This is a genomic window from Luteibacter anthropi (assembly GCF_011759365.1).
In the GTDB taxonomy this organism is placed as follows: Bacteria; Pseudomonadota; Gammaproteobacteria; order Xanthomonadales; family Rhodanobacteraceae; genus Luteibacter; species Luteibacter anthropi.
This window is the reverse complement of record NZ_JAARLZ010000012.1, coordinates 125595-143282: the sequence shown is the minus strand read 5'-3', so window position 1 is coordinate 143282 and position 17688 is coordinate 125595. Positions and strand designations below refer to the sequence as shown.

The following is a 17688-nucleotide window of genomic DNA, read 5'->3' as shown; positions in this document are numbered from 1 at the left end:
CAGGAGACGGTATCGAGGACTACGGATTGACGGGTGAGATGACCGCAATCTTCCGCCAGTCTCACATGAGCCCAGAAGATTCTCACCCAATTCAGCCACTTGCAGGCCGAAGCCACTCCATACTGCCGCGCACACCACCCCGGCCACGGCCCGGCTATAATGACCGGTCTTGCCCGGATGCTCCGTATTCCATGAATCCCAACTTCCTCGATTTCGAACAACCCATTGCCGAGCTGGAAGCGAAGATCGAAGAACTCCGCCATGCCAGCAGCGGACAGGCGTTCAACATCGATGAGGAAGTGGCCCGCCTGCGCGAAAAGCTCAAGCTGAAAACGGCCGAAATCTTCCGAAATCTCACGCCATGGCAGGTCAGCCAGCTGTCGCGTCATCCGGGGCGCCCGTACACGCTGGATTACATCCAGGGCATGTGCGAGGAATTCCACGAGCTCAAGGGCGACCGCATGTTCGCGGACGACCAGGCCATCGTGGGTGGCCTGGCGCGCATCAACGGCCGCTCGATCATGATCGTGGGCCACCAGAAGGGCCGCGACACCAAGTCCAAGGTCAAGCGCAACTTCGGCATGCCGCGCCCCGAGGGCTATCGCAAGGCGCTGCGCCTGTTCAAGATGGCCGAGCGGTTCGGCATTCCCGTCTTCACCTTCATCGACACCGCAGGCGCATGGCCCGGCATCAATGCCGAGGAACGTGGCCAGTCCGAGGCCATCGCGCGCAACCTGCTCGAAATGGCCGAACTGCGCGTACCCATCCTGTGCACGGTGACGGGCGAAGGCGGTTCCGGCGGCGCACTCGCCATCGGCGTGGGCGACCGCACGCTGATGCTGCAGTACTCCACGTACTCGGTCATCACCCCGGAAGGCTGCGCATCCATCCTGTGGAAGAGCGCCGACAAGGCCAAGGATGCCGCCGAGGTCATGGGCCTCACGGCGCCGCGCCTGCTGGAAAACGGCCTCATCGACAAGATCGTCCGCGAACCGCTGGGCGGCGCCCATCGCAGCCCGCAGTCCATGGCCGTGCGCCTGAAGGCCGTGCTGCTCAACCAGCTCGACGCGCTGGAAGCCCTGCCGATCGATACCCTGCTCGAACAGCGCTACCACCGCCTGCGCGGCTACGGCGCCTTCACCGAATGAGCATCCGGGGCCTGGCGCACGTTTGAACCCTGCGCCAGGCCCCTAAACCCACGCGGGCGTGACGTAGCTGCCTGTACCATCGGTGCATCCCTGAATGTGGAGCGCCCCATGGCCAACGACATCACCGACAAGCTGGCCGTCCTCATCGACGCCGACAATGCACGCCCGGCGATCGTCGATGGCCTGCTCTCGGAGGTCGCCAAGTACGGCACGGCGCACGTCAAGCGCATCTACGGCGACTGGACCGGGCCCAACCTAAACGGCTGGAAAAGCAGCCTGCTGGATCACTCCATCCAGCCGATCCAGCAGTTCGCCTACACCTCCGGCAAGAACGCGACAGACTCGGCCATGATCATCGATGCCATGGACCTGCTGTATTCCGAGCGGTTCGACGGCTTCTGCATCGTCTCCAGCGACAGCGACTTCACCCGCCTGGCGTCGCGTATCCGCGAGGCGGGGCTCATGGTCTACGGCTTTGGCGAGACCAAGACACCCAAGCCCTTCGTTTCGGCATGCGACAAATTCGTCTACACCGAAGTGCTGGTCGGCACCGAGCAGGACGAAGGCGAGGCCATGCCGCCGCCGCGTTCGGCCAATGAATTGCGCGGCGACTCCCGCCTGATGAACCTGCTGCGCAACGCCATCGCCGCGGCGTCTGACGAGCACGGCTGGGCCGCACTGGGCGGAGTGGGCAGCATCCTCAGCAAGCGCACCCCCGACTTCGATTCGCGCAACTATGGCTATGCCAAGCTGAGCGGCCTGATCAACGGCATCGGCGTCTTCGACGTGGAAGAACGCCAGTTCGGCAACGCCAAGCATCTCTACGTACGACTTCGCAGCAAGGGCAAATGAGCGACACGCTTTCCTCGCATCTCATCGCCGCAATCGACGGTCATCCCGACGCAAGCCTGGTCGTCGGCTACAGCGGTGGCCCCGATTCCACCGCCCTGCTCCACGCGCTGGTAACGCTGCCCTCGCGACCACGGTTGAGGGCGGTGCACATCGATCACGGACTGCACGCCGACAGCGGCCTGTGGGCCGCGCACTGCCGACGGTTCTGTGAATCGCTGGATGTGCCGCTCGCCGTGGTACGGGTGGCCGTGGACCTGACGACCGGACACGGCATGGAAGCGGCCGCACGACATGCGCGCAGGGCCGCCTTCATCGCGGAGATGAGGCCTGGCGAACGCCTGGTGCTCGCCCATCACCGCGACGACCAGGTGGAAACCGTCCTGCTCAAACTGCTGCGCGGCGCGGGCCCGGAAGGCCTCGGTGGCATGCGCGAGCTGCGCACCCTTGGCGCCGGCGAACAGTGGCGCCCCCTGCTGGACCTGCCGAGGGAAGCGCTGCTGGCCCATGTCGCCACGCACGGGCTGGACGCCGTGCATGACCCCTCCAACGACAACCCGCGCGTGGCGCGCGCCTACCTGCGCTCTACCGTGATGCCGGCCCTGGCGCCGCTGTGGCCGCAGGCGGCGCGGAGCATCGTGCACAGTGCCCGTCTCTGCCGCGAAGCCGCCGACTCGCTACAGGAAACCTGGGCGACGGCTCTCGCCTCGCTGAAAGCCAGCGACGGCAGCCTGGACGCCGCCGGCTGGCTGGCGCTGCACCCTGCCCACCGGGCGCCTGCACTGGACAGCTGGCTGCACGACTCAGGCCTGGAGGCGCCCACCAGTGCGCAACGCGAGGCGCTTGAACGGCAGGTCGGGCAGGCCTCAGCCGAGCGCCTGCCCGTTGTGGGCTGGCAGGACACCGAGGTACGCATGTGGCGGGGCCGTTTGTGGGCCATGCGCCGCCCCCGCCCCTTCGATGCCACCTGGAAAGCCCACTGGCGGGGTGAACCGCTGGATCTGCCCGGCGGGGGCACGTTGACCCTTGCAGGCCGTCTGCCCCGGCCGCTCACGGTCCGCTACCGGGAAGGCGGGGAAACCCTGCGTCCGGCGGGCGATCCACACACCCGCGAATTGCGTGATCTGTTCCAGCGCGGCAACGTACCGCCATGGGACCGTCCGCGCATGCCGATCATCGTCGACGATGACGGCCGCATCGTCGCGATTGCCGACCGATGGATCACCGCCGAAGGGGCCATGTTGTTCGACGGCATCGGCAGCCGCCCCGTCTGGTACCGGGGCGGCACGCTGCCCTGAGTGCTCAATACTCGGGCTTCTGGCCTTTCTCGGCGACGAACGTTGGCGTGCCCGCCGTTCCTGAATAAGTGACGATCAGCTCCACCGGCTGGTCGCCGGTGACACCGCGATGCACCGCGCCCACGGACTCGGTAAACGCCTGCCCCGACGTGTAGGTCTGTTTCTTGCCGCTGTCCCGGTCCTCGATCGTGATCTGGCCGGAAAGCACGTAGCCGGCGTTGGGAATGGGATGGGTGTGCCACGGCAACGCCGTGTGCGCGGGGATGTGAAATTTAAGCACCGTCAGCTCGGGGCGACCGGACGGATATGCCGTATAGGGAATACCGTTCCAGGACTGGTCGCTCTTCACCAGCACATCGACCTTCGCGGAACTGGTCGTCTCGGCATGCGCCATAAAGGCAAGCGGCAACACCGACAACATCAGCAGGATCTTCTTCATTCGCATACGTCCACCAGGGTCGGAAAGCCTCGATTCGAGGATAGGACTGCCCCATCGGAGCTGCTAGGACATTTGTGTCACGGCACGGGCAAGCCCGTGCCGTGACAACGGTTCAGAAACGCTCGCGAAGGACCAGCGACACATCGTCGATAAAGGCCGCCGAGGAAGAAGCATCGTCATCTTCCCGTTCGAACTCGATCACGATGTAGGCATCTTCTGGCAAATCACGGCGGGGGACGATCGACTCCATGTCCTCCCATACCTGACCCGCAGACACGGAGCCTTCAACGACCCGCCCCAGGCGCTTGCCGGTTTCATCCACCAGCAGGATCCGGTAGCCGACATGGACGGGCGCCGCTTCGCTTGACCTCAGGCGAAACCGCATGGCGTAGGTAGCCTCCTTGCCAGCCACGTATGCCTGATTCAAAGGCAGTCGCGTGGTCTGGGAAAGCCGCGAGCCCGCTTCCTCCAGGACGGCGACGAACGATCCGCCGTCGTATGAGCGCGGAAACGGCAGTGACGAACCATCCTTCGACCAGCCGTGGTCTGCATGCAGCTCGAAACCCGGATTGACCAGGGACACGACGCACGCATCGGGATTCGAAGCCACAGACCACGCGACCGGGCAGGCGGGAAGGCCAGCCGGATCGGAGCGGCGGCCGGCCACCGCATCGGCGGGTGACAGGCTGGCAAGGGCGATGGCCACACCGGCCATCGCGCAACAGAACGGGGGACGTTTTCCTGATGTCATGATGATTCCTTTCATCGTTGGAGGGGACGGGTCCAGGCAAGGATCCCGCCATCGGCATTCCAGCACGCCACAACGCATCATGGGCACGCCCGTGACACGAAGGGGCATAGTCCTACGTTATCAACCACCTATACCTACAAAATCGCGCCTCATACAACGACGCCTCATTGATTGGAAAGGCCATGTGAGCTAGTTTTAGCGGCATGCCGAAGTCCTCTGCCCCGCCTGCGCCCGTGTCGTCCATTGCCGAGTTCGAGCATTCGCTCGACGAGCTCGAGCAACTGGTCACGCGCATGGAAGGCGGCGAACTCAGCCTCGACGAGTCGCTGAAGTCGTTCGAGCGCGGTATCGGCCTCTACCGGCAATGCCAGACGGCGCTGGAACAGGCCGAACTGCGCGTGCGCCTGCTGCTCGACCCCGAATCCCCCGACAGCGCCACGCCCTTTGAATCCCGTCCCGAATGAGCTGCCGGCGTCCTTGAAGGCGCTGGTCGGCCGGGCTGACGACGCGCTTGCGCGCGCCCTCCCCGGCGAAGACCTTCCCCCCGTCGAACTGCACCGCGCGATGCGCTATGCCGGCCTTGGCCCGGGCAAACGCCTGCGTCCGCTGCTGGTCTATGCCGCCGGCCATGCGCTGGGCTGCGACGGCCCCATCCTCGATGCACCGGCCTGTGCCGTCGAAATCATCCACGCCTACTCGCTCGTCCACGACGACCTGCCGGCGATGGACGACGATGACCTGCGCCGTGGCCGCCCCACCTGCCACATCGTGTACGGCGAAGCCATGGCGATCCTGGCCGGTGATGCACTGCAGGCGCTCGCGTTCGAGATTCTCGCCGTATCGCCCGAGGGCGACGACATCCCGGCCCGGCTGGCCATGATGCGCGCGCTGGGCACCGCCTGCGGTGCGGAAGGCATGGCCGGCGGCCAGGCCTTCGACCTGGCCGGCGTGGGCCGCAGGCTGGAGCTGGCCGAACTGGAACGGATGCACGCCTACAAGACCGGCGCGCTGATCCGGGCCTCGGTGAGGCTCGGCGCACTGGCGGCAGGCTGCAAGGACAACGAGATACTGGAACGGCTGGAACGCTACGGCCACGCCGTCGGCCTGGCCTTCCAGGTGCGCGACGACATCCTCGATATCGAGGGTGAATCCGAAGTCATCGGCAAGACGGCCGGCAAGGATGCGGCGGCCGACAAACCCACCTTCCCGTCCATCATCGGCATGGACGCATCACGCGCCCGGCTTACCGAACTGACCGAAACGGCACTGGATGCCATCGCCCCGCTGGGCGAGCGCGGCGAATGGCTCGCCGCACTGGCACGTTATACGGCAAGCCGGGGCCACTGAGCCCCGGCCAGCCCGGCCTCAGCTGACGAGGCGCAGTGCGAACGGGTAGCGATAGCTGCCGTTGGAACTGACCTTCACCGCGGCGATGATGCAGAAGATCAGGTTCGCCAGCCACAGCAGTGGCGACAGGATGGCGCCGATCAGCAGGAAGGTAAGCACCCAGCAGATCATGAAGCCGATGAGCACCGTGATCTGGAAATTCAGCGCTTCCTTGGCCTCGGCCACGAGATAGGTCTTGTCGCTGCGATCCTTGTGGATCAACCACACGATGAGCGGCACGATGATGCTGAAGATGATGCCCGACAGGTGCGTCAGCATGGCGAGGTTCTTGTCGTCATTGCTGGTGACCGGCGGCGGAGGGGCCGGATCGTACGGAGGCGGCGACGGCGGGTACTGATCGGACGGCGTACTCATGATCGTAAGCTCCCTGGGCGATGTCGCAAGTACTGTCGATCCCGCCCACGGGAGCTGTCAAGCCGACTTCCGGCACCCGGCCGAAGGTCACTCCCCGGCAATGGTCATCTTTTCGACGAGCCAGGAACCGGTAAGCACATGGGATCGATGATCCACGTCGGCGCCGATGGCCACCAGGTTGGCGAACATGTCGCGCAGGTTGGCCGCGATGGTGATTTCTTCCACCGGGTAGGCGATCTGGCCGTTTTCCACCCAGAAACCCGACGCACCACGGGAGTAGTCGCCCGTGATGATGGACACGCCCTGCCCCATCACCTCGGTCACCAGCAGGCCCGTGCCCAGGCGGCGCAGCATGCCGGTGAAGTCGTCGTCGCCGGTTTTCACGAAGAGATTGTGGATGCCACCTGCATTGCCGGTGCTGGTGAGGCCCAGCTTGCGTGCCGAATAGCTGCCGAGCACGTAGCGTTCGAGTACGCCATCGACCACCAGCGGGGATTCTGCCGTGGCAACGCCTTCACCGTCGAACACCGAGGAACCCAGGCCACGCGGAATGAGCGGCTTTTCGTCGATGCGGAACCACGACGGCAGGATCTGCTTGCCTACATGATCGAGCAGGAAACTGGAACGGCGGTACAGCGAACCACCGCTGACAGCACCGAGCAGGTGCCCGATCAGGGAACGGGATACTTCCGGCGCGAACAGCACCGGCGACTGCCGCGTGCTGAGGCGACGTGCACCCAGGCGCGACAGCGTGCGTTCCGCAGCTTTGCGGCCCAGTGAGGCCGGGTCCATGAAGCTACGGGCATCACGGACCGTGTCGTACCAGTAGTCGCGCTGCATGGTGTCGTCGTCGCCCGCGATCAGGGCCACCGACAGCGAATGCCGAGTGCCACGCTCACGGCCGAGGAAGCCATGGGAGTTGGCGTAGACCGACACGCTCTGCCCGGCGTTGACGCTGGAACCGTCGGAATTGGTGATGCCGTCGACCGCCCGGCCACCATCCTCGATCTCACGCCCCAGCGCGATGGCACCATCGACGTCGATGTCCCAGGGATGCCAGAGTTCGAGATCCGGGAACACCGTGGCCATGCGGTCGGCGTCGGCGAGACCCGCGGCCGGGTCTTCCTCCGTGAACCGGGCAATGGCGCAGGCCTGGTCGATGGTGGCCTGGATGGAGTCCGGATTGAGGTCGGCCGTGCTGGCCGAGCCCTTGCGCTGGCCGAAATACACGGTAAGCGAGAAGCCGCGATCCCGCGTGTGCTCCACGGTCTCGACCTCGCCCAGGCGGACGTTCACGTTCAGGCCCACGTCGATGCTGGCCGACACCTCGGCCTGGCTGGCGCCTGCGGCACGGGCCCGGCGGATGGTGTCCTCGGCCAGGCTGGCGAGGCGGTCGAGGTCGTGATGGCTGCTATCGAGGGTGGAAACGTGGCTCACGTGGGCTTCCCGGGGGCTCATGGTTACAATATCGGGTCATGCGGACCCGCCCCGTCGAAATGGGGGCGCGCCGCCCGATCAAAAGCAATGCACCGCCCATGGTGCCATGGAAACCGTATGAGCATCCGTGTCGGCTACTACCGTCACTTCAAGGGCATGCCTTATCGCGTGCTTGGCGTAGCCCGCCACAGCGAGACGATGGAAGAACACGTCGTCTACCAGGCGCTGTACGGCGATCACGGCCTGTGGGTGCGGCCTGCCGCGATGTTCGCCGAAACGGTGGAACATGAGGGCCGCGTGCAACCCCGTTTCGCCTTCGAGCGCGACGCCGACAACGTGATTCCGCAGGAGACCCAGGCATGAAGCCTTTCGACGAACGCCCCTCTCAGGACGACGAGGAAGACTACGGCCCGAGCCGCAGCGAACGCCGCCGCAATGCGCTGGACATCCTGAAGCTCGCGCAGCAGCTGGTCGAGCTGCCGCCGAGCCGCATTCCGAAGCTCAACCTTCCGGAAGACATCATCGACGAGATCGGCCGCACGCGTAAGGTCACCTCGCACATCGCCCGCAAGCGACAGATGGCCTTCCTCGCCAAGCAGATGCGCCGTCATGGCGACGAAGCCTTCGTGGACGCCCGCGCCGCCCTCGGCGAGGACCGCGACCGCCAGCGCCAGGAAGCCGCGCACATGCACCGCCTCGAAGCGGCGCGCGAGCGCATCATGGAAGGCGGCGATACCGCGCTGGGCGAACTGTTCGACCGCCATCCGGAACTGGATCGCCAGCACCTGCGCTCGCTCGTACGCCAGGCGCGCGCAGAACGCGAGGCCAACAAGCCCCTGCACGCCTTCCGCGAGATCTACCGCATCCTGAAAGACCTGGAAGCCACCGAGTAACCCCCCGTCACCGTTGTAGGAGCGCGCCTCGCGCGCGACCGGCTGGAATGGTGCCGCTCCGTAGTCAAAGCGGCCCATGTGGGTTTCCGCTCCGTAGGGTGGGCTCGCCTGTCGGCCTTGCATCGGCGCTGGCACGTGGCGTTGCAGAGGCGACGGGGGCGGCCCTTGTCGCTCCGGCCTGCGGTGTCCCTCGGGAAAGGAGGAGCCGCTGCGCGGCTCAGTGTCTTATGGCTTACGCCCCTTCGGGCACGGGGAGCGTGCGGGGTTTCCTGACTCGGCCTCCGTGCCTCGGCAGGAAAGGCCGGCCTTCCTGGCCGGCCCCGCTACGCGGCCTTTTCCGCCCGCTCCCCTCACCTCCATCAAGTCGCGCCAAGGGCCGCCCCCGCCGCCTCTGCCGATCTCACGGTGATCGTGTGGGAAAACCTTTGGGGTTACCGCACCCCTGTAGGAGCGCGCCTGCGCGCGACCGATTGTGCGAAAACCATCATCGTTTCGATGCATCCGGTCGCGCGCGAGGCGCGCTCGGTGTCGTCAGGCGCATCGCTTCCTACCGCGACAGACCGCCCCTAGCGACGCGCCCACCAATCCCGCACTGGCCGCGTCAAATACCATGCCCGGCCACACCTCCCACGGCAGCAGACACCCATGCGCCGCCATACCACCCACGGCGAACGACCCGGCGATAAACGCCACAAACGCCAACACCGAAAATATCCGCACCCCCGTCGCCAGCGAACACGGCCGGCCATAACTGCTCATGTAGACAAGCAGGTTCACCACCAGCAACACCAGCGCGACACCCACTTCCCACAGCCCCACGATCATTTCGCCCCTCCCAGCGCACGCACCTCGTCCCACATGCGCCGCACGTTCGCCTGCTTCGTACATTGCAGGCCCATGCGATAGAGCACGTTGACACCCGACATCGCCCGGGCCACGCACCGTTGATTCGGCAATTCGGTTTCCGCCATGTATTCGGTCAGCACCGACTGCATCGCCTCGGCATACACCTACCACGCGGTCACATCGGCTTTGACGCCGATCGATTCGATATCCATCGTGCGACACGCCCCTCCTGTAGGAGCGCGCCTTGCGCGCGACCGGTCGAACGGCAACGATGATGTTCTGCGCGATGAATGGTCGCGCGCAAGCGCGCTCCTACAACAGCCTGCGATCACGATGGGGAGAGGCGGCGGGGGCGGCCCTTGGCCGCGACTTGACGGAGGTGAGGATGCCCGGGCGAAAAGACCCGTATGGGGCCAGCCATGGATGGCTGGCCCTTCCCGCCAAGGCAGGATGCCGAGTCGGGAAGTCCGTCCGGGCATCCGGGCCCGAAGGGGCGCAAGCCATAAGACACTGAGCCGCGCAGCGGCTCCTCCTTTCCCGAGGGACACCGCAGGCCGGAGCGACAAGGGCCGCCCCCGTCGCCTCTGCCCATCTCACGGTGGCTATGTGGGAAAACCTTTGGGCTATCGCCCCCCCTGTAGGAGCGCGCCTGCGCGCGACCGGTTGTCGCGAAAACCATCATCGTTTCGATCCAACCGGTCGCGCGCAAGCACGCTCCTACAGGAGTGGGCATGAAAAAGGGGCGGTGGATTGCTCCACCGCCCCTCTGGTTCTTACCGTGTTACCGGCTTACCAGCCGATTCCGAACTCCAGGTGTTCCGGCTTGCCGTCGATGAGCGACGAGCTGTGGTCGGAGACATCGTCGTACGAGAAGCCGTAGGCCTTGCCGTCGATGCTGTGCGCGTGCCAGAAGCGCGAGTAGTAGTTCGACGGAGCCTGCAGGTAATACTGGCTGTCGTCCTTCCACGTCGTCACATCCTGCACCACGTGGCGGTTGAACGCGCCACACAGCTGTGCTTCGAGCTGGCCTTCCACGCCCCACGGATCGTGGGAGTTGGCGAGGTTGCCCTTGCCTTCGAGCACATCCTGCGTGGTCGGCTTGCTGACATTGAACAGCATGCCTTCCGGTTCGTCCTGCTCGTGGAACGTGGCCCAGTTGGTGTGCTGGAACGTCAGCACGCCATCCACCACGACACCTTCGAACTCCTTCTGGCCGATGGTCATCTTCAGCGTGTGGTTTTCGTAGTACTGCCACATCGCATCGACATATGCATCGTAGTAATGGGCCTGCGGCTTGTTGTAGTCGAACGCATCCTTGCCCGGGGCGAGGATACGAACGGTGTCCGGACCGAGGTTGGCGATCTGGAACTCCGCAGGCACTTCCTTGTTGTACTCGGTGAAGATCTGGTCACGGGTTTCCGTGATGCCGGCCTTCTGGTGGTTCGTCTTGCCATCGCCATACAGGTCGAGGGTAAGCGGGATCGAGAACTGGTCGACCTGGGTCGTGTTGATCCAGATGCCGTTGTCGCCCCACGTGAACTCGTACCAGTCGTAGCGGATGTCGAGGTTCGGGTCCGTGGCGTTGAGCGGATTGGGACCCGCGAAGCCCAGGACGCCGTCGGCACCCAGCACGTTCTTCATGTACAGCGGTTCGCCCAGCGAGATGAAGATGCGGCCCGAGAACAGCGGCGGCAGCTTCAGCAGCTTGGCCTGCTTCAGCGTGAACGCGTAGTTCGGGAACGTATCGCCATTCTTGGTGAGGTGGCCCGGGCCGGTGTTGTCCGCGATGTTCATCGGAACAATCGTGCCGTCCGGCTTCACCCACGAGAACACACCGTTGTTGGCCGGATCTTTCGCGATCACTTCCACGAAGATCTGGTCATCCGTCCACTTGCCGTTGGTTTTGTTCAGCAGCGAAGCGCCGATGAAGCCCGGATACACGTCGTAGTTGAAGCCCTGCGACGGATCGTTGTTGCCACCCTGCGGCGGCGGGGGCGGCGGCGTGGTGCTGCCGTCGTCCGGACCATAGACTTCCATTTCCCACAGCGAGTAGCCGTACTGGGTGCTACGGGTGATGCCGCGCATGCGAACGTAGCGTGCGGACACCGCAGCGAAGGTACGCGTTTCCACGCCACCGGTGCTGGTCGGGTTCTCGTCCACCTTGTTCCATGCCTGACCATCGATCGACACTTCGATCACGTAGTCGTTGGCATGTGCGTTTTCCCAGCTCAGCACGACCTTGTTGACGTTCTTGACCGCGCCGAGGTCGACGCTGATCCACTGGTCGTTCGTGAAGCCCGACGACCAGCGCGTGCCGGTATCACCATCGTTGACGTTGGCTGCCTTGAAGGCCACCGGGTTCTCGACGTCCGAAGCCGTCACCGGCTGGTGGAGGGCGAGGTTGACGTTGCCCTGCGGCGGCGTCGGGGCCTGCGGCGGGATGGCCGCATTCACCGTCAGCGTGGCGGGGTTGCTGTTCACGGAACGACCGGCGTTGTCGGTGACCACGACATCGTAGTTACCGGCATCGGCGGTGGCCGGGGTGAAGCTGAGCGTGGCCTGCGTGGCACCCTGGACCGGGGCACCGTTGTGACGCCACTGGTAGGACACCGTGCCGTTGGCCTGGACGCCGACCGTGAAGGTCACCGGCTGGCCCGCCGTCACCACGGCCGACTGCGGCTGGCCGACGATCTTCGGCAGCGGTGCGGCATACACCTCGAACTCCCACAGCGAGACACCGTACTGGCTGCTCTTCGCGGTGCTGTGCATGCGGACGTAACGTGCCGTCTGCGCGGCGAAGTCACGACGCTCCACGCCCCCCAGACCGGCGTACGGCTGGCTGCTGACCGACTGCCATGCATTGCCGTCGTTGGACACTTCGATCGTGTACTGGGTCGAGTAGGCATTCTCCCAACGCAGGATCACGTGGTCGAAGATCTGCTGCGAGCCCAGGTCGAGGGCAATCCATGCTTCCGGCTGGAACTTGGAACTCCAGCGGGTGGTGAAGTCACCATCGACCGCACCAGCCGGCGCGAGATAACCATCGTTCTCGTTGCCGTTGGACGTGGCCGTCGCATGCAGGGCGATGTTGGTGCCACCCTGCCCGTCACCCGGCGTACCGGTGCCCGGCTGGTTCGGGTTGCCCGGCTGGTTCGGCTGGTTCGGCGTGGTGCCGAAGACCGGGTCCACACCGTTGGTCGAGTTGTCGACCGTGAGCACGGCATCGCTGCTGACCGAGGTCAGGCCCTGCGCGCTCGTCACCTTGACGCGGAAACGTGCACCGTTGTCGGCTGCTGCAAGCGCCGTCGTCGTATACGTGCCGTCCGAGGTGCTGGACAGGAACGTTTCGACGTCATGGCCGTCGGCACCCTGGGTCACGCGGTACCAGTCGTAGGCAAACGGAGCCACGCCCGTCGCCACGGCCACGAACTTCGCCGCACGCGTCGCACCCACCGTCTGGCTGGCCGGCTGCGTTGCGATGCCCGGGGCGATGGCCTTGTTACCCAGCACGCAGAGCACGTGGCCCGGGTTGTTCTCGGCGACCACGCGATTGACCACGCCCTGCGACGTCACCTGGTAGGCGAACGTGGCATCGGTCGGGTCCTGGCCGTCCGTCCAGGTCGTCCATGCCCCCGGGAACGCCGCAGTCGAGGCATTCTGGCCACTGATGGCCAGCGCTTCGTCACGGGTCGGCAGACGCATGTTGTCCTTGGCGCACTTACCGGCGGCGACCGACTGGGTGAACTGCGCGCCCTGGTCGGTGAAGCCACGCTGGATGCGATCCCAGGTCAGGCCGCTGAGCGTATCGGTCACGTCGGTGGTCGGCTGACCATCGAGCTTGCCCGGCACGAGCTGGTAACGATCACCGGTGTTGCAGCAACCGGCCGAGTTGTAGACCTCGAACTCGTAGATCGAATAGCCGTAGTCGGTGGCACGCGTAACGCCCTGCATGCGGACGTAGCGACCCTTGACCGGCTGCGGGAAGGTCATGTCTTCCACGCCGCCCAGGCTGTTCGTGATTTCAGGCAATGCATCCTGGAAACCCGAGTCCGGGGAGTCGGAGTACTGCACCTTGTAGTCGGACGCGTGGGCGTTTTCCCACTTGATCACGACACGGTTGAACACGCGGGACGAACCCAGGTCCACCGTCAGCGACGCACCGTTGTCGCCGATCTTGGAGCCCCAGCGGGTGGTGCCGTCGCCGTCCACGGCCTGCCAGGAAGCGGTGCCGTTCGGGTTTTCGACTTCCGTGGAGGTCGTCGGCTTCTGGCGGGCCAGGTTCGCACCCGGCGGAGCCAGCGTGAGCTTGGCCGAGATGGTGGCCGCGGCGGCATCGCCCAGCACGTTGGTGACGGTTACCGAGTAGGTGCCGACGTCGTTCTGGGTGACACCGTTGACGGTCAGCGTGGGCTGGTCGTCGCCGATGGCCTGGCCGTTGTGCGACCACTTGTAGTGGAACGGCGAAGTGCCGGTCACCAACGACGTGACGTCGAAGGTGGCAGGCTGACCCGGATTGGCGCGAACGTCGGGCAGCGTACCGGTGAAGGCCGGCGGACGTGCCGGATTGACGGTGAGCTGCGCTTCCTTCGAACCCATCTGGCTGCCGAAGTTGCTGACCACGACGGAGTACGTGCTGCCGCTGTCGGAGACATTCAGCACGGGCGTGTCGTAGGTCAGGCCATTGGCATCCGGAATCACCTGGTCGTTCTTCATCCACTGGTACTTCAGCGTGGGCGAACCCGACGCACGCACCGTGAAATGAGCCGTCTGACCCTGGTCGACGTTAGCCGGCGCCGGGTCTTGCGAGATGGTCACCTGCTGGAAGGCCGAGACCGACAGCGTGGCCTGCGTCGATTCCTGGTCCGGACCCTGTCCATGCACCACGACGGTGTACTTCGCGTTGTTGTCGCCAAGCACCGTGGCAGGCGTGGTGTAGCTCTCCTGGTTCGCACCCTGGATTTCAACGCCGTTCTTCTTCCAGGTGAAGGTCAGCGGCGGAGCGCCGGAGGCCGTCACGGAGAAGTGGCCGACATCGCCCACGGTGACGCTGTCGTCGTTCGGCTGCGCGATGATCGACGGCGGACCGGAGACCGACGGGGCCTGCGGCACGGGTGCGATGTTGAACGACACCGAACCCGGCTTGAGGCCGGCTGCGGTGGCCGTTACCTGCACGGTACCGGTGGTGAACTTCGAACGCAGTGCGATCTTCTGCAAGCCACCTTCGAACTGCAGCTCGTGCGAGCCCGGCGCATGGTAGTAATGCATCGGTTCGGCGATGCCACCATTCGGATCGGGCACTTCACCCGCGCTGTAGTCGACGTAGGCCTGCGTACCGCCCTGGTAGGTCACCAGCGAGTCACCACTGGTGACGTCGAAGTTCACCTTCTGCGTAGCATCAGGCACCAGGTGGTTCTGCGCATCGAGCACACGGGCCACGATGAACGCCGCGTCGGAGCCGTTGGCAGTGACCTGGAACACGGTGCCGTCCGGCTTGCGGATGGGGTCCGTGGTGTTGACCACCTGCAGATCGATGTGATCGGCGGTGCCGGCGGTGTACAGGATGTCCTGAACCGGGTTGCCATTGCTGTCGGTGCGGACCACGCCACCGTCGATGCACTGGGCCACGGCCTTGCCAGACTGCCAGGTCACATTCCAGTGAACCTGACCCGGGAGCTTCGTGGTCTGCTCAGCCGTGCTGACGCCCACGATCTTGCCGGTGTTTTCGTCCACGGCACCGTTTTCGGCGTCGTACGAAGCGGTGTCGATGGAATCCCAGCGGTTCGGCACCTGGTCGGTGCCCTGCGGCACATCGTTGATCAACAGGCGCACGGCCGGGCAGTTGCTGAACGCATCCACCTTGATATCGCCACTGCGATTCCAGGTGTTGGCCAGCTTCACCATCGGCTTGACGCTGTACGGCATCCACACGGATTCGTAGATGTAATACAGCATGCGCGGGAAGCGGTTCGCGTCGGTCATCGACGCGTTGTTGCCGCGCGAGTTGTGACGGAAGGCCTTCACCGGCGTGCCGTCCGGATGCTTCACGATGTTGCCGTTCGCATCCAGCTGGTAGACCCAGTGCGTGGCATCTTCCAGGCCATCGACCTGTTCGATCACTTCACCCGGTGTATCGGCGTAGTACCACTGCGCCATGCCAAAGGTATTCACCGCACGCGCCTGCGAGAACGGCACGAGGTAGTTCAGGGCAAAGGCCAGCTCGGTGTCGTATGCACTGCGTGAACCACCCGGGCCCCAGTACTCGGCACCCCAGGCGGGCTTGTTCGGGAAGTCGACCTGGTGCAGGTGGGTTTCGCAACCGGCCTTCGAGCAGCTGAGGATGTCGCCGTTCTGGTCGTTCGGTGTACGGTCGGCGGCAGCGCGGGGGCTGACGTTGTCCCACTTGCGGGCAAGGGCGCGCAGTTCCTGTGCGAACGGCGTATCCATCTGGCCGTTGTCGTGTTCCCACGCAACGATCGACGGGTGGCTGCGATCGCGGATCACGATGTCACGATGGACCTCGCGCTTGATTGTCCACATGTCCTTGCACTGCTGGTAATCCTTGTCCGACGGATTGCACACGTTCGCAAAACCGTTCTCGCCGTCGCCGCTGGGCTGGACGATGAACACGCCCAGGGCATCGGCCGCATCGACGAATTCAGGACTGGACGGCGAATGGCCCGGACGCCAAAGGTTGCCGCCCATCGCAGCCATGTCCTTGAGGTCGCGCCACTGCTGTTCCTCGGGCACCGACGAACCCAGGGCCGGGTAGTCGTAACGGCCGGAACCGCCCACGAGATACTGCTTCTTGCCGTTGACGTAGGGAAAATCCTTGTCCCAGGTGATCATGCGGATACCCAGCGTGCTCTGCTTGGCATCCACCACCTGGCCGTCGATGCTGACGGTATGGATCACGTGGTAGAGATACGGCTTGCCGTCGGGGCTGCCGTTCGGGAACCACAGCGTGGGATTGGACACCGTCAGCGTCTGGTCGAAGATCGGCGTGGCGTTGTCGTTCTGCGGCTGGGTGGGTGCCAGCGTCTTGTCCTGCTGGTCGCGTGCCACTTCCACGCCGTTGGCGTCGACGATCTGGGTGATCAGCGTCACCGTCTTCGCTACGCCCGACTCATTGGCGACGTTGGTCTGTACGCGAATGGTTGCCGAGGAATGGTCGGCGCTCAGCGCCTGCGTGGCGACGTAGGTACCCCAGGTGTTCTGGCCGGCGTAGACGTTCTCGGGAATGTGCACGAGGTTCGTCACGTGCAGCTTTACCGGACGGAAGATGCCCGCCTCGGACTGGCCGAAGCGGAACGCACCGGAGAAGCCCGGATCCTCGAAGAATCCGCCACCCGAACGACCCACCTTGACGGCGAGCACGTCGGTGCCATCGAACTTCATGTACTGGATGACCGAAGGCGAGGTCAGGTCGACGATGTGCGGCAGGAAGCCGATCACATGGGTCGCCTGCGCGTCCGGCTGGCCCGGCTGGTTGAGCACGCCGGTACCCGGGATGAAGTGTCCATTGATGTACACACGGTCGCCCGTATGCGCACCTTCGAATTCCACCATGACCTTCTTGCCGCGCCACTGGGCGGAATTCGACAGCGTCGTGCGATACCAGCTGGTCTCGCCGTCCAGGCTACCCTGGCCGCCGCCGGACTCCTGGTTGATGAAGGTGGTGAAATCGTTGGCCGCGTGGGGCAGGCCCACGGTGAGCCACTTGCTGTCGTCGTAGTTGACGGCCGCACCATCATCCCCGTTGGGGAGCGGTGCGTAGACGTTGGGATCGTTCGGATTGACGATCGACTGCTTGGTGTACTTCCAAGGCTGGGCGCCGAGGTTGATGTCCTGGCGATCCGATGGCGCCACGGTCACGGCCTGCGCCGTGACCGTTACACCAAGGAGCGCAGTGGCGATGAAGGCCGCAAGCCTCCTGCGCCCCATGCTTCCTGGTGGTGCTACGGGATGACTCTTCATTGGGTGGTTCCCCTGGTTGAAGTCGCTGTCGGACAGCGCTTCCCCATCGCGCACGACGTGAAAAGCCGGCGATCCTTCCGCCGGCTTCCTTCGTCTTGCTCGTGGGTGGATCAACCAAGCCCTGGCTAACGGGCTGTACGAGCCCCGGCGTCGCTACCGGTTTGGACGTCCATACGCTGTCTTCACGCAGGATCATCCACGCAAGAAATGATCGTCACAATACAAATTGCCAGAAAATACGACAATTCCTGCGACCGGCATCGCAATTCGTGACGCGCTTCAGGGTTGACGC

14 protein-coding genes are annotated in these 17688 nt (G+C 64.7%); 7 read left to right on the top strand and 7 right to left on the bottom strand.

What is annotated here, in order from left to right; genetic code table 11:
* Positions 1 to 191 precede the first annotated feature (191 nt).
* The 3 genes from HBF25_RS18960 to tilS all read left to right on the top strand — a co-directional run bounded on the left by HBF25_RS18960 (position 192) and on the right by tilS (position 3295).
* The gene (locus HBF25_RS18960; RefSeq protein ID WP_166951348.1) at positions 192 to 1148 is read left to right on the top strand and encodes an acetyl-CoA carboxylase carboxyltransferase subunit alpha; all 957 of its coding nucleotides are present in this window, start codon (positions 192 to 194) and stop codon (positions 1146 to 1148) included.
* A gap of 108 nt (positions 1149 to 1256) precedes the next feature.
* A complete protein-coding gene (locus HBF25_RS18955) occupies positions 1257 to 2000 on the top strand; it encodes an NYN domain-containing protein (RefSeq protein ID WP_166951345.1) in 744 nt (247 codons plus the stop codon).
* Entirely contained in the window at positions 1997 to 3295 is a 1299-nt protein-coding gene (gene tilS / locus HBF25_RS18950; protein ID WP_166951343.1) for a tRNA lysidine(34) synthetase TilS, read from the top strand. The genes HBF25_RS18955 and tilS overlap by 4 nt, the downstream gene beginning before the upstream one ends.
* 4 nt (positions 3296 to 3299) lie before the next feature.
* Here the strand turns inward: tilS and HBF25_RS18945 are convergent, their stop codons facing one another.
* Positions 3300 to 3734, bottom strand: a complete 435-nt coding sequence (locus tag HBF25_RS18945) for a cupin domain-containing protein (RefSeq protein WP_243853314.1) — start codon at positions 3732 to 3734, stop codon at positions 3300 to 3302.
* A 112-nt stretch (positions 3735 to 3846) separates the two neighbouring features.
* Complete coding sequence (locus HBF25_RS18940) at positions 3847 to 4485, bottom strand: hypothetical protein (protein WP_166951337.1); 639 nt, start codon at positions 4483 to 4485, stop codon at positions 3847 to 3849.
* Positions 4486 to 4688: 203 nt separating this feature from the next.
* Between HBF25_RS18940 and HBF25_RS18935 the strand changes: the two genes are divergently transcribed.
* Together HBF25_RS18935 and HBF25_RS18930 are read left to right on the top strand one after the other, a co-directional pair.
* Entirely contained in the window at positions 4689 to 4949 is a 261-nt protein-coding gene (locus HBF25_RS18935; RefSeq protein WP_166951335.1) for an exodeoxyribonuclease VII small subunit, read from the top strand.
* Positions 4930 to 5832 carry a polyprenyl synthetase family protein gene (locus HBF25_RS18930; RefSeq protein ID WP_166951332.1) on the top strand — a complete coding sequence of 301 codons (903 nt, stop codon included), beginning with the start codon at positions 4930 to 4932 and terminating at the stop codon, positions 5830 to 5832. The genes HBF25_RS18935 and HBF25_RS18930 overlap by 20 nt, the downstream gene beginning before the upstream one ends.
* 18 nt (positions 5833 to 5850) lie before the next feature.
* Here HBF25_RS18930 and HBF25_RS18925 read toward each other — a convergent pair whose 3' ends face one another.
* Both HBF25_RS18925 and pmbA read right to left on the bottom strand, forming a co-directional pair.
* Positions 5851 to 6246 carry a DUF4870 domain-containing protein gene (locus HBF25_RS18925; RefSeq protein ID WP_166951329.1) on the bottom strand — a complete coding sequence of 132 codons (396 nt, stop codon included), beginning with the start codon at positions 6244 to 6246 and terminating at the stop codon, positions 5851 to 5853.
* Positions 6247 to 6333: 87 nt separating this feature from the next.
* Positions 6334 to 7683 carry a metalloprotease PmbA gene (gene pmbA / locus HBF25_RS18920; protein WP_166951326.1) on the bottom strand — a complete coding sequence of 450 codons (1350 nt, stop codon included), beginning with the start codon at positions 7681 to 7683 and terminating at the stop codon, positions 6334 to 6336.
* 117 nt (positions 7684 to 7800) lie between these two features.
* On the opposite strand from pmbA, the gene HBF25_RS18915 reads away from it, so the two are divergent.
* Both HBF25_RS18915 and yjgA read left to right on the top strand, forming a co-directional pair.
* Entirely contained in the window at positions 7801 to 8046 is a 246-nt protein-coding gene (locus HBF25_RS18915; protein ID WP_166951323.1) for a DUF1653 domain-containing protein, read from the top strand.
* Positions 8043 to 8576 carry a ribosome biogenesis factor YjgA gene (yjgA, locus tag HBF25_RS18910; protein WP_166951320.1) on the top strand — a complete coding sequence of 178 codons (534 nt, stop codon included), beginning with the start codon at positions 8043 to 8045 and terminating at the stop codon, positions 8574 to 8576. The genes HBF25_RS18915 and yjgA overlap by 4 nt, the downstream gene beginning before the upstream one ends.
* A 531-nt stretch (positions 8577 to 9107) precedes the next feature.
* On the opposite strand, the gene HBF25_RS18905 is transcribed toward yjgA, so the two are convergent.
* The 3 genes from HBF25_RS18905 to HBF25_RS18895 form a co-directional block, all read right to left on the bottom strand.
* Positions 9108 to 9401, bottom strand: a complete 294-nt coding sequence (locus HBF25_RS18905) for a hypothetical protein (RefSeq protein ID WP_166951317.1) — start codon at positions 9399 to 9401, stop codon at positions 9108 to 9110.
* Positions 9398 to 9571 carry a hypothetical protein gene (locus HBF25_RS18900; protein ID WP_166951314.1) on the bottom strand — a complete coding sequence of 58 codons (174 nt, stop codon included), beginning with the start codon at positions 9569 to 9571 and terminating at the stop codon, positions 9398 to 9400. The genes HBF25_RS18905 and HBF25_RS18900 overlap by 4 nt, the downstream gene beginning before the upstream one ends.
* 640 nt (positions 9572 to 10211) lie before the next feature.
* Positions 10212 to 17396 carry a beta-1,3-glucanase family protein gene (locus tag HBF25_RS18895; protein WP_166951311.1) on the bottom strand — a complete coding sequence of 2395 codons (7185 nt, stop codon included), beginning with the start codon at positions 17394 to 17396 and terminating at the stop codon, positions 10212 to 10214.
* Between the last annotated feature and the right edge of the window lie 292 nt (positions 17397 to 17688).

Coding starts and splice junctions, on each gene's coding strand:
- HBF25_RS18915 (WP_166951323.1), top strand. CDS start 7,801: ATGAGCATCCGTGTCGGCTACTACCGTCACTTCAAGGGCATGCCTTAT.
- HBF25_RS18900 (WP_166951314.1), bottom strand. CDS start 9,571: ATGCAGTCGGTGCTGACCGAATACATGGCGGAAACCGAATTGCCGAAT.
- tilS (WP_166951343.1), top strand. CDS start 1,997: ATGAGCGACACGCTTTCCTCGCATCTCATCGCCGCAATCGACGGTCAT.
- yjgA (WP_166951320.1), top strand. CDS start 8,043: ATGAAGCCTTTCGACGAACGCCCCTCTCAGGACGACGAGGAAGACTAC.
- HBF25_RS18895 (WP_166951311.1), bottom strand. CDS start 17,396: ATGAAGAGTCATCCCGTAGCACCACCAGGAAGCATGGGGCGCAGGAGG.
- HBF25_RS18940 (WP_166951337.1), bottom strand. CDS start 4,485: ATGACATCAGGAAAACGTCCCCCGTTCTGTTGCGCGATGGCCGGTGTG.
- HBF25_RS18960 (WP_166951348.1), top strand. CDS start 192: ATGAATCCCAACTTCCTCGATTTCGAACAACCCATTGCCGAGCTGGAA.
- HBF25_RS18905 (WP_166951317.1), bottom strand. CDS start 9,401: ATGATCGTGGGGCTGTGGGAAGTGGGTGTCGCGCTGGTGTTGCTGGTG.
- HBF25_RS18935 (WP_166951335.1), top strand. CDS start 4,689: ATGCCGAAGTCCTCTGCCCCGCCTGCGCCCGTGTCGTCCATTGCCGAG.
- HBF25_RS18925 (WP_166951329.1), bottom strand. CDS start 6,246: ATGAGTACGCCGTCCGATCAGTACCCGCCGTCGCCGCCTCCGTACGAT.
- HBF25_RS18955 (WP_166951345.1), top strand. CDS start 1,257: ATGGCCAACGACATCACCGACAAGCTGGCCGTCCTCATCGACGCCGAC.
- HBF25_RS18945 (WP_243853314.1), bottom strand. CDS start 3,734: ATGAAGAAGATCCTGCTGATGTTGTCGGTGTTGCCGCTTGCCTTTATG.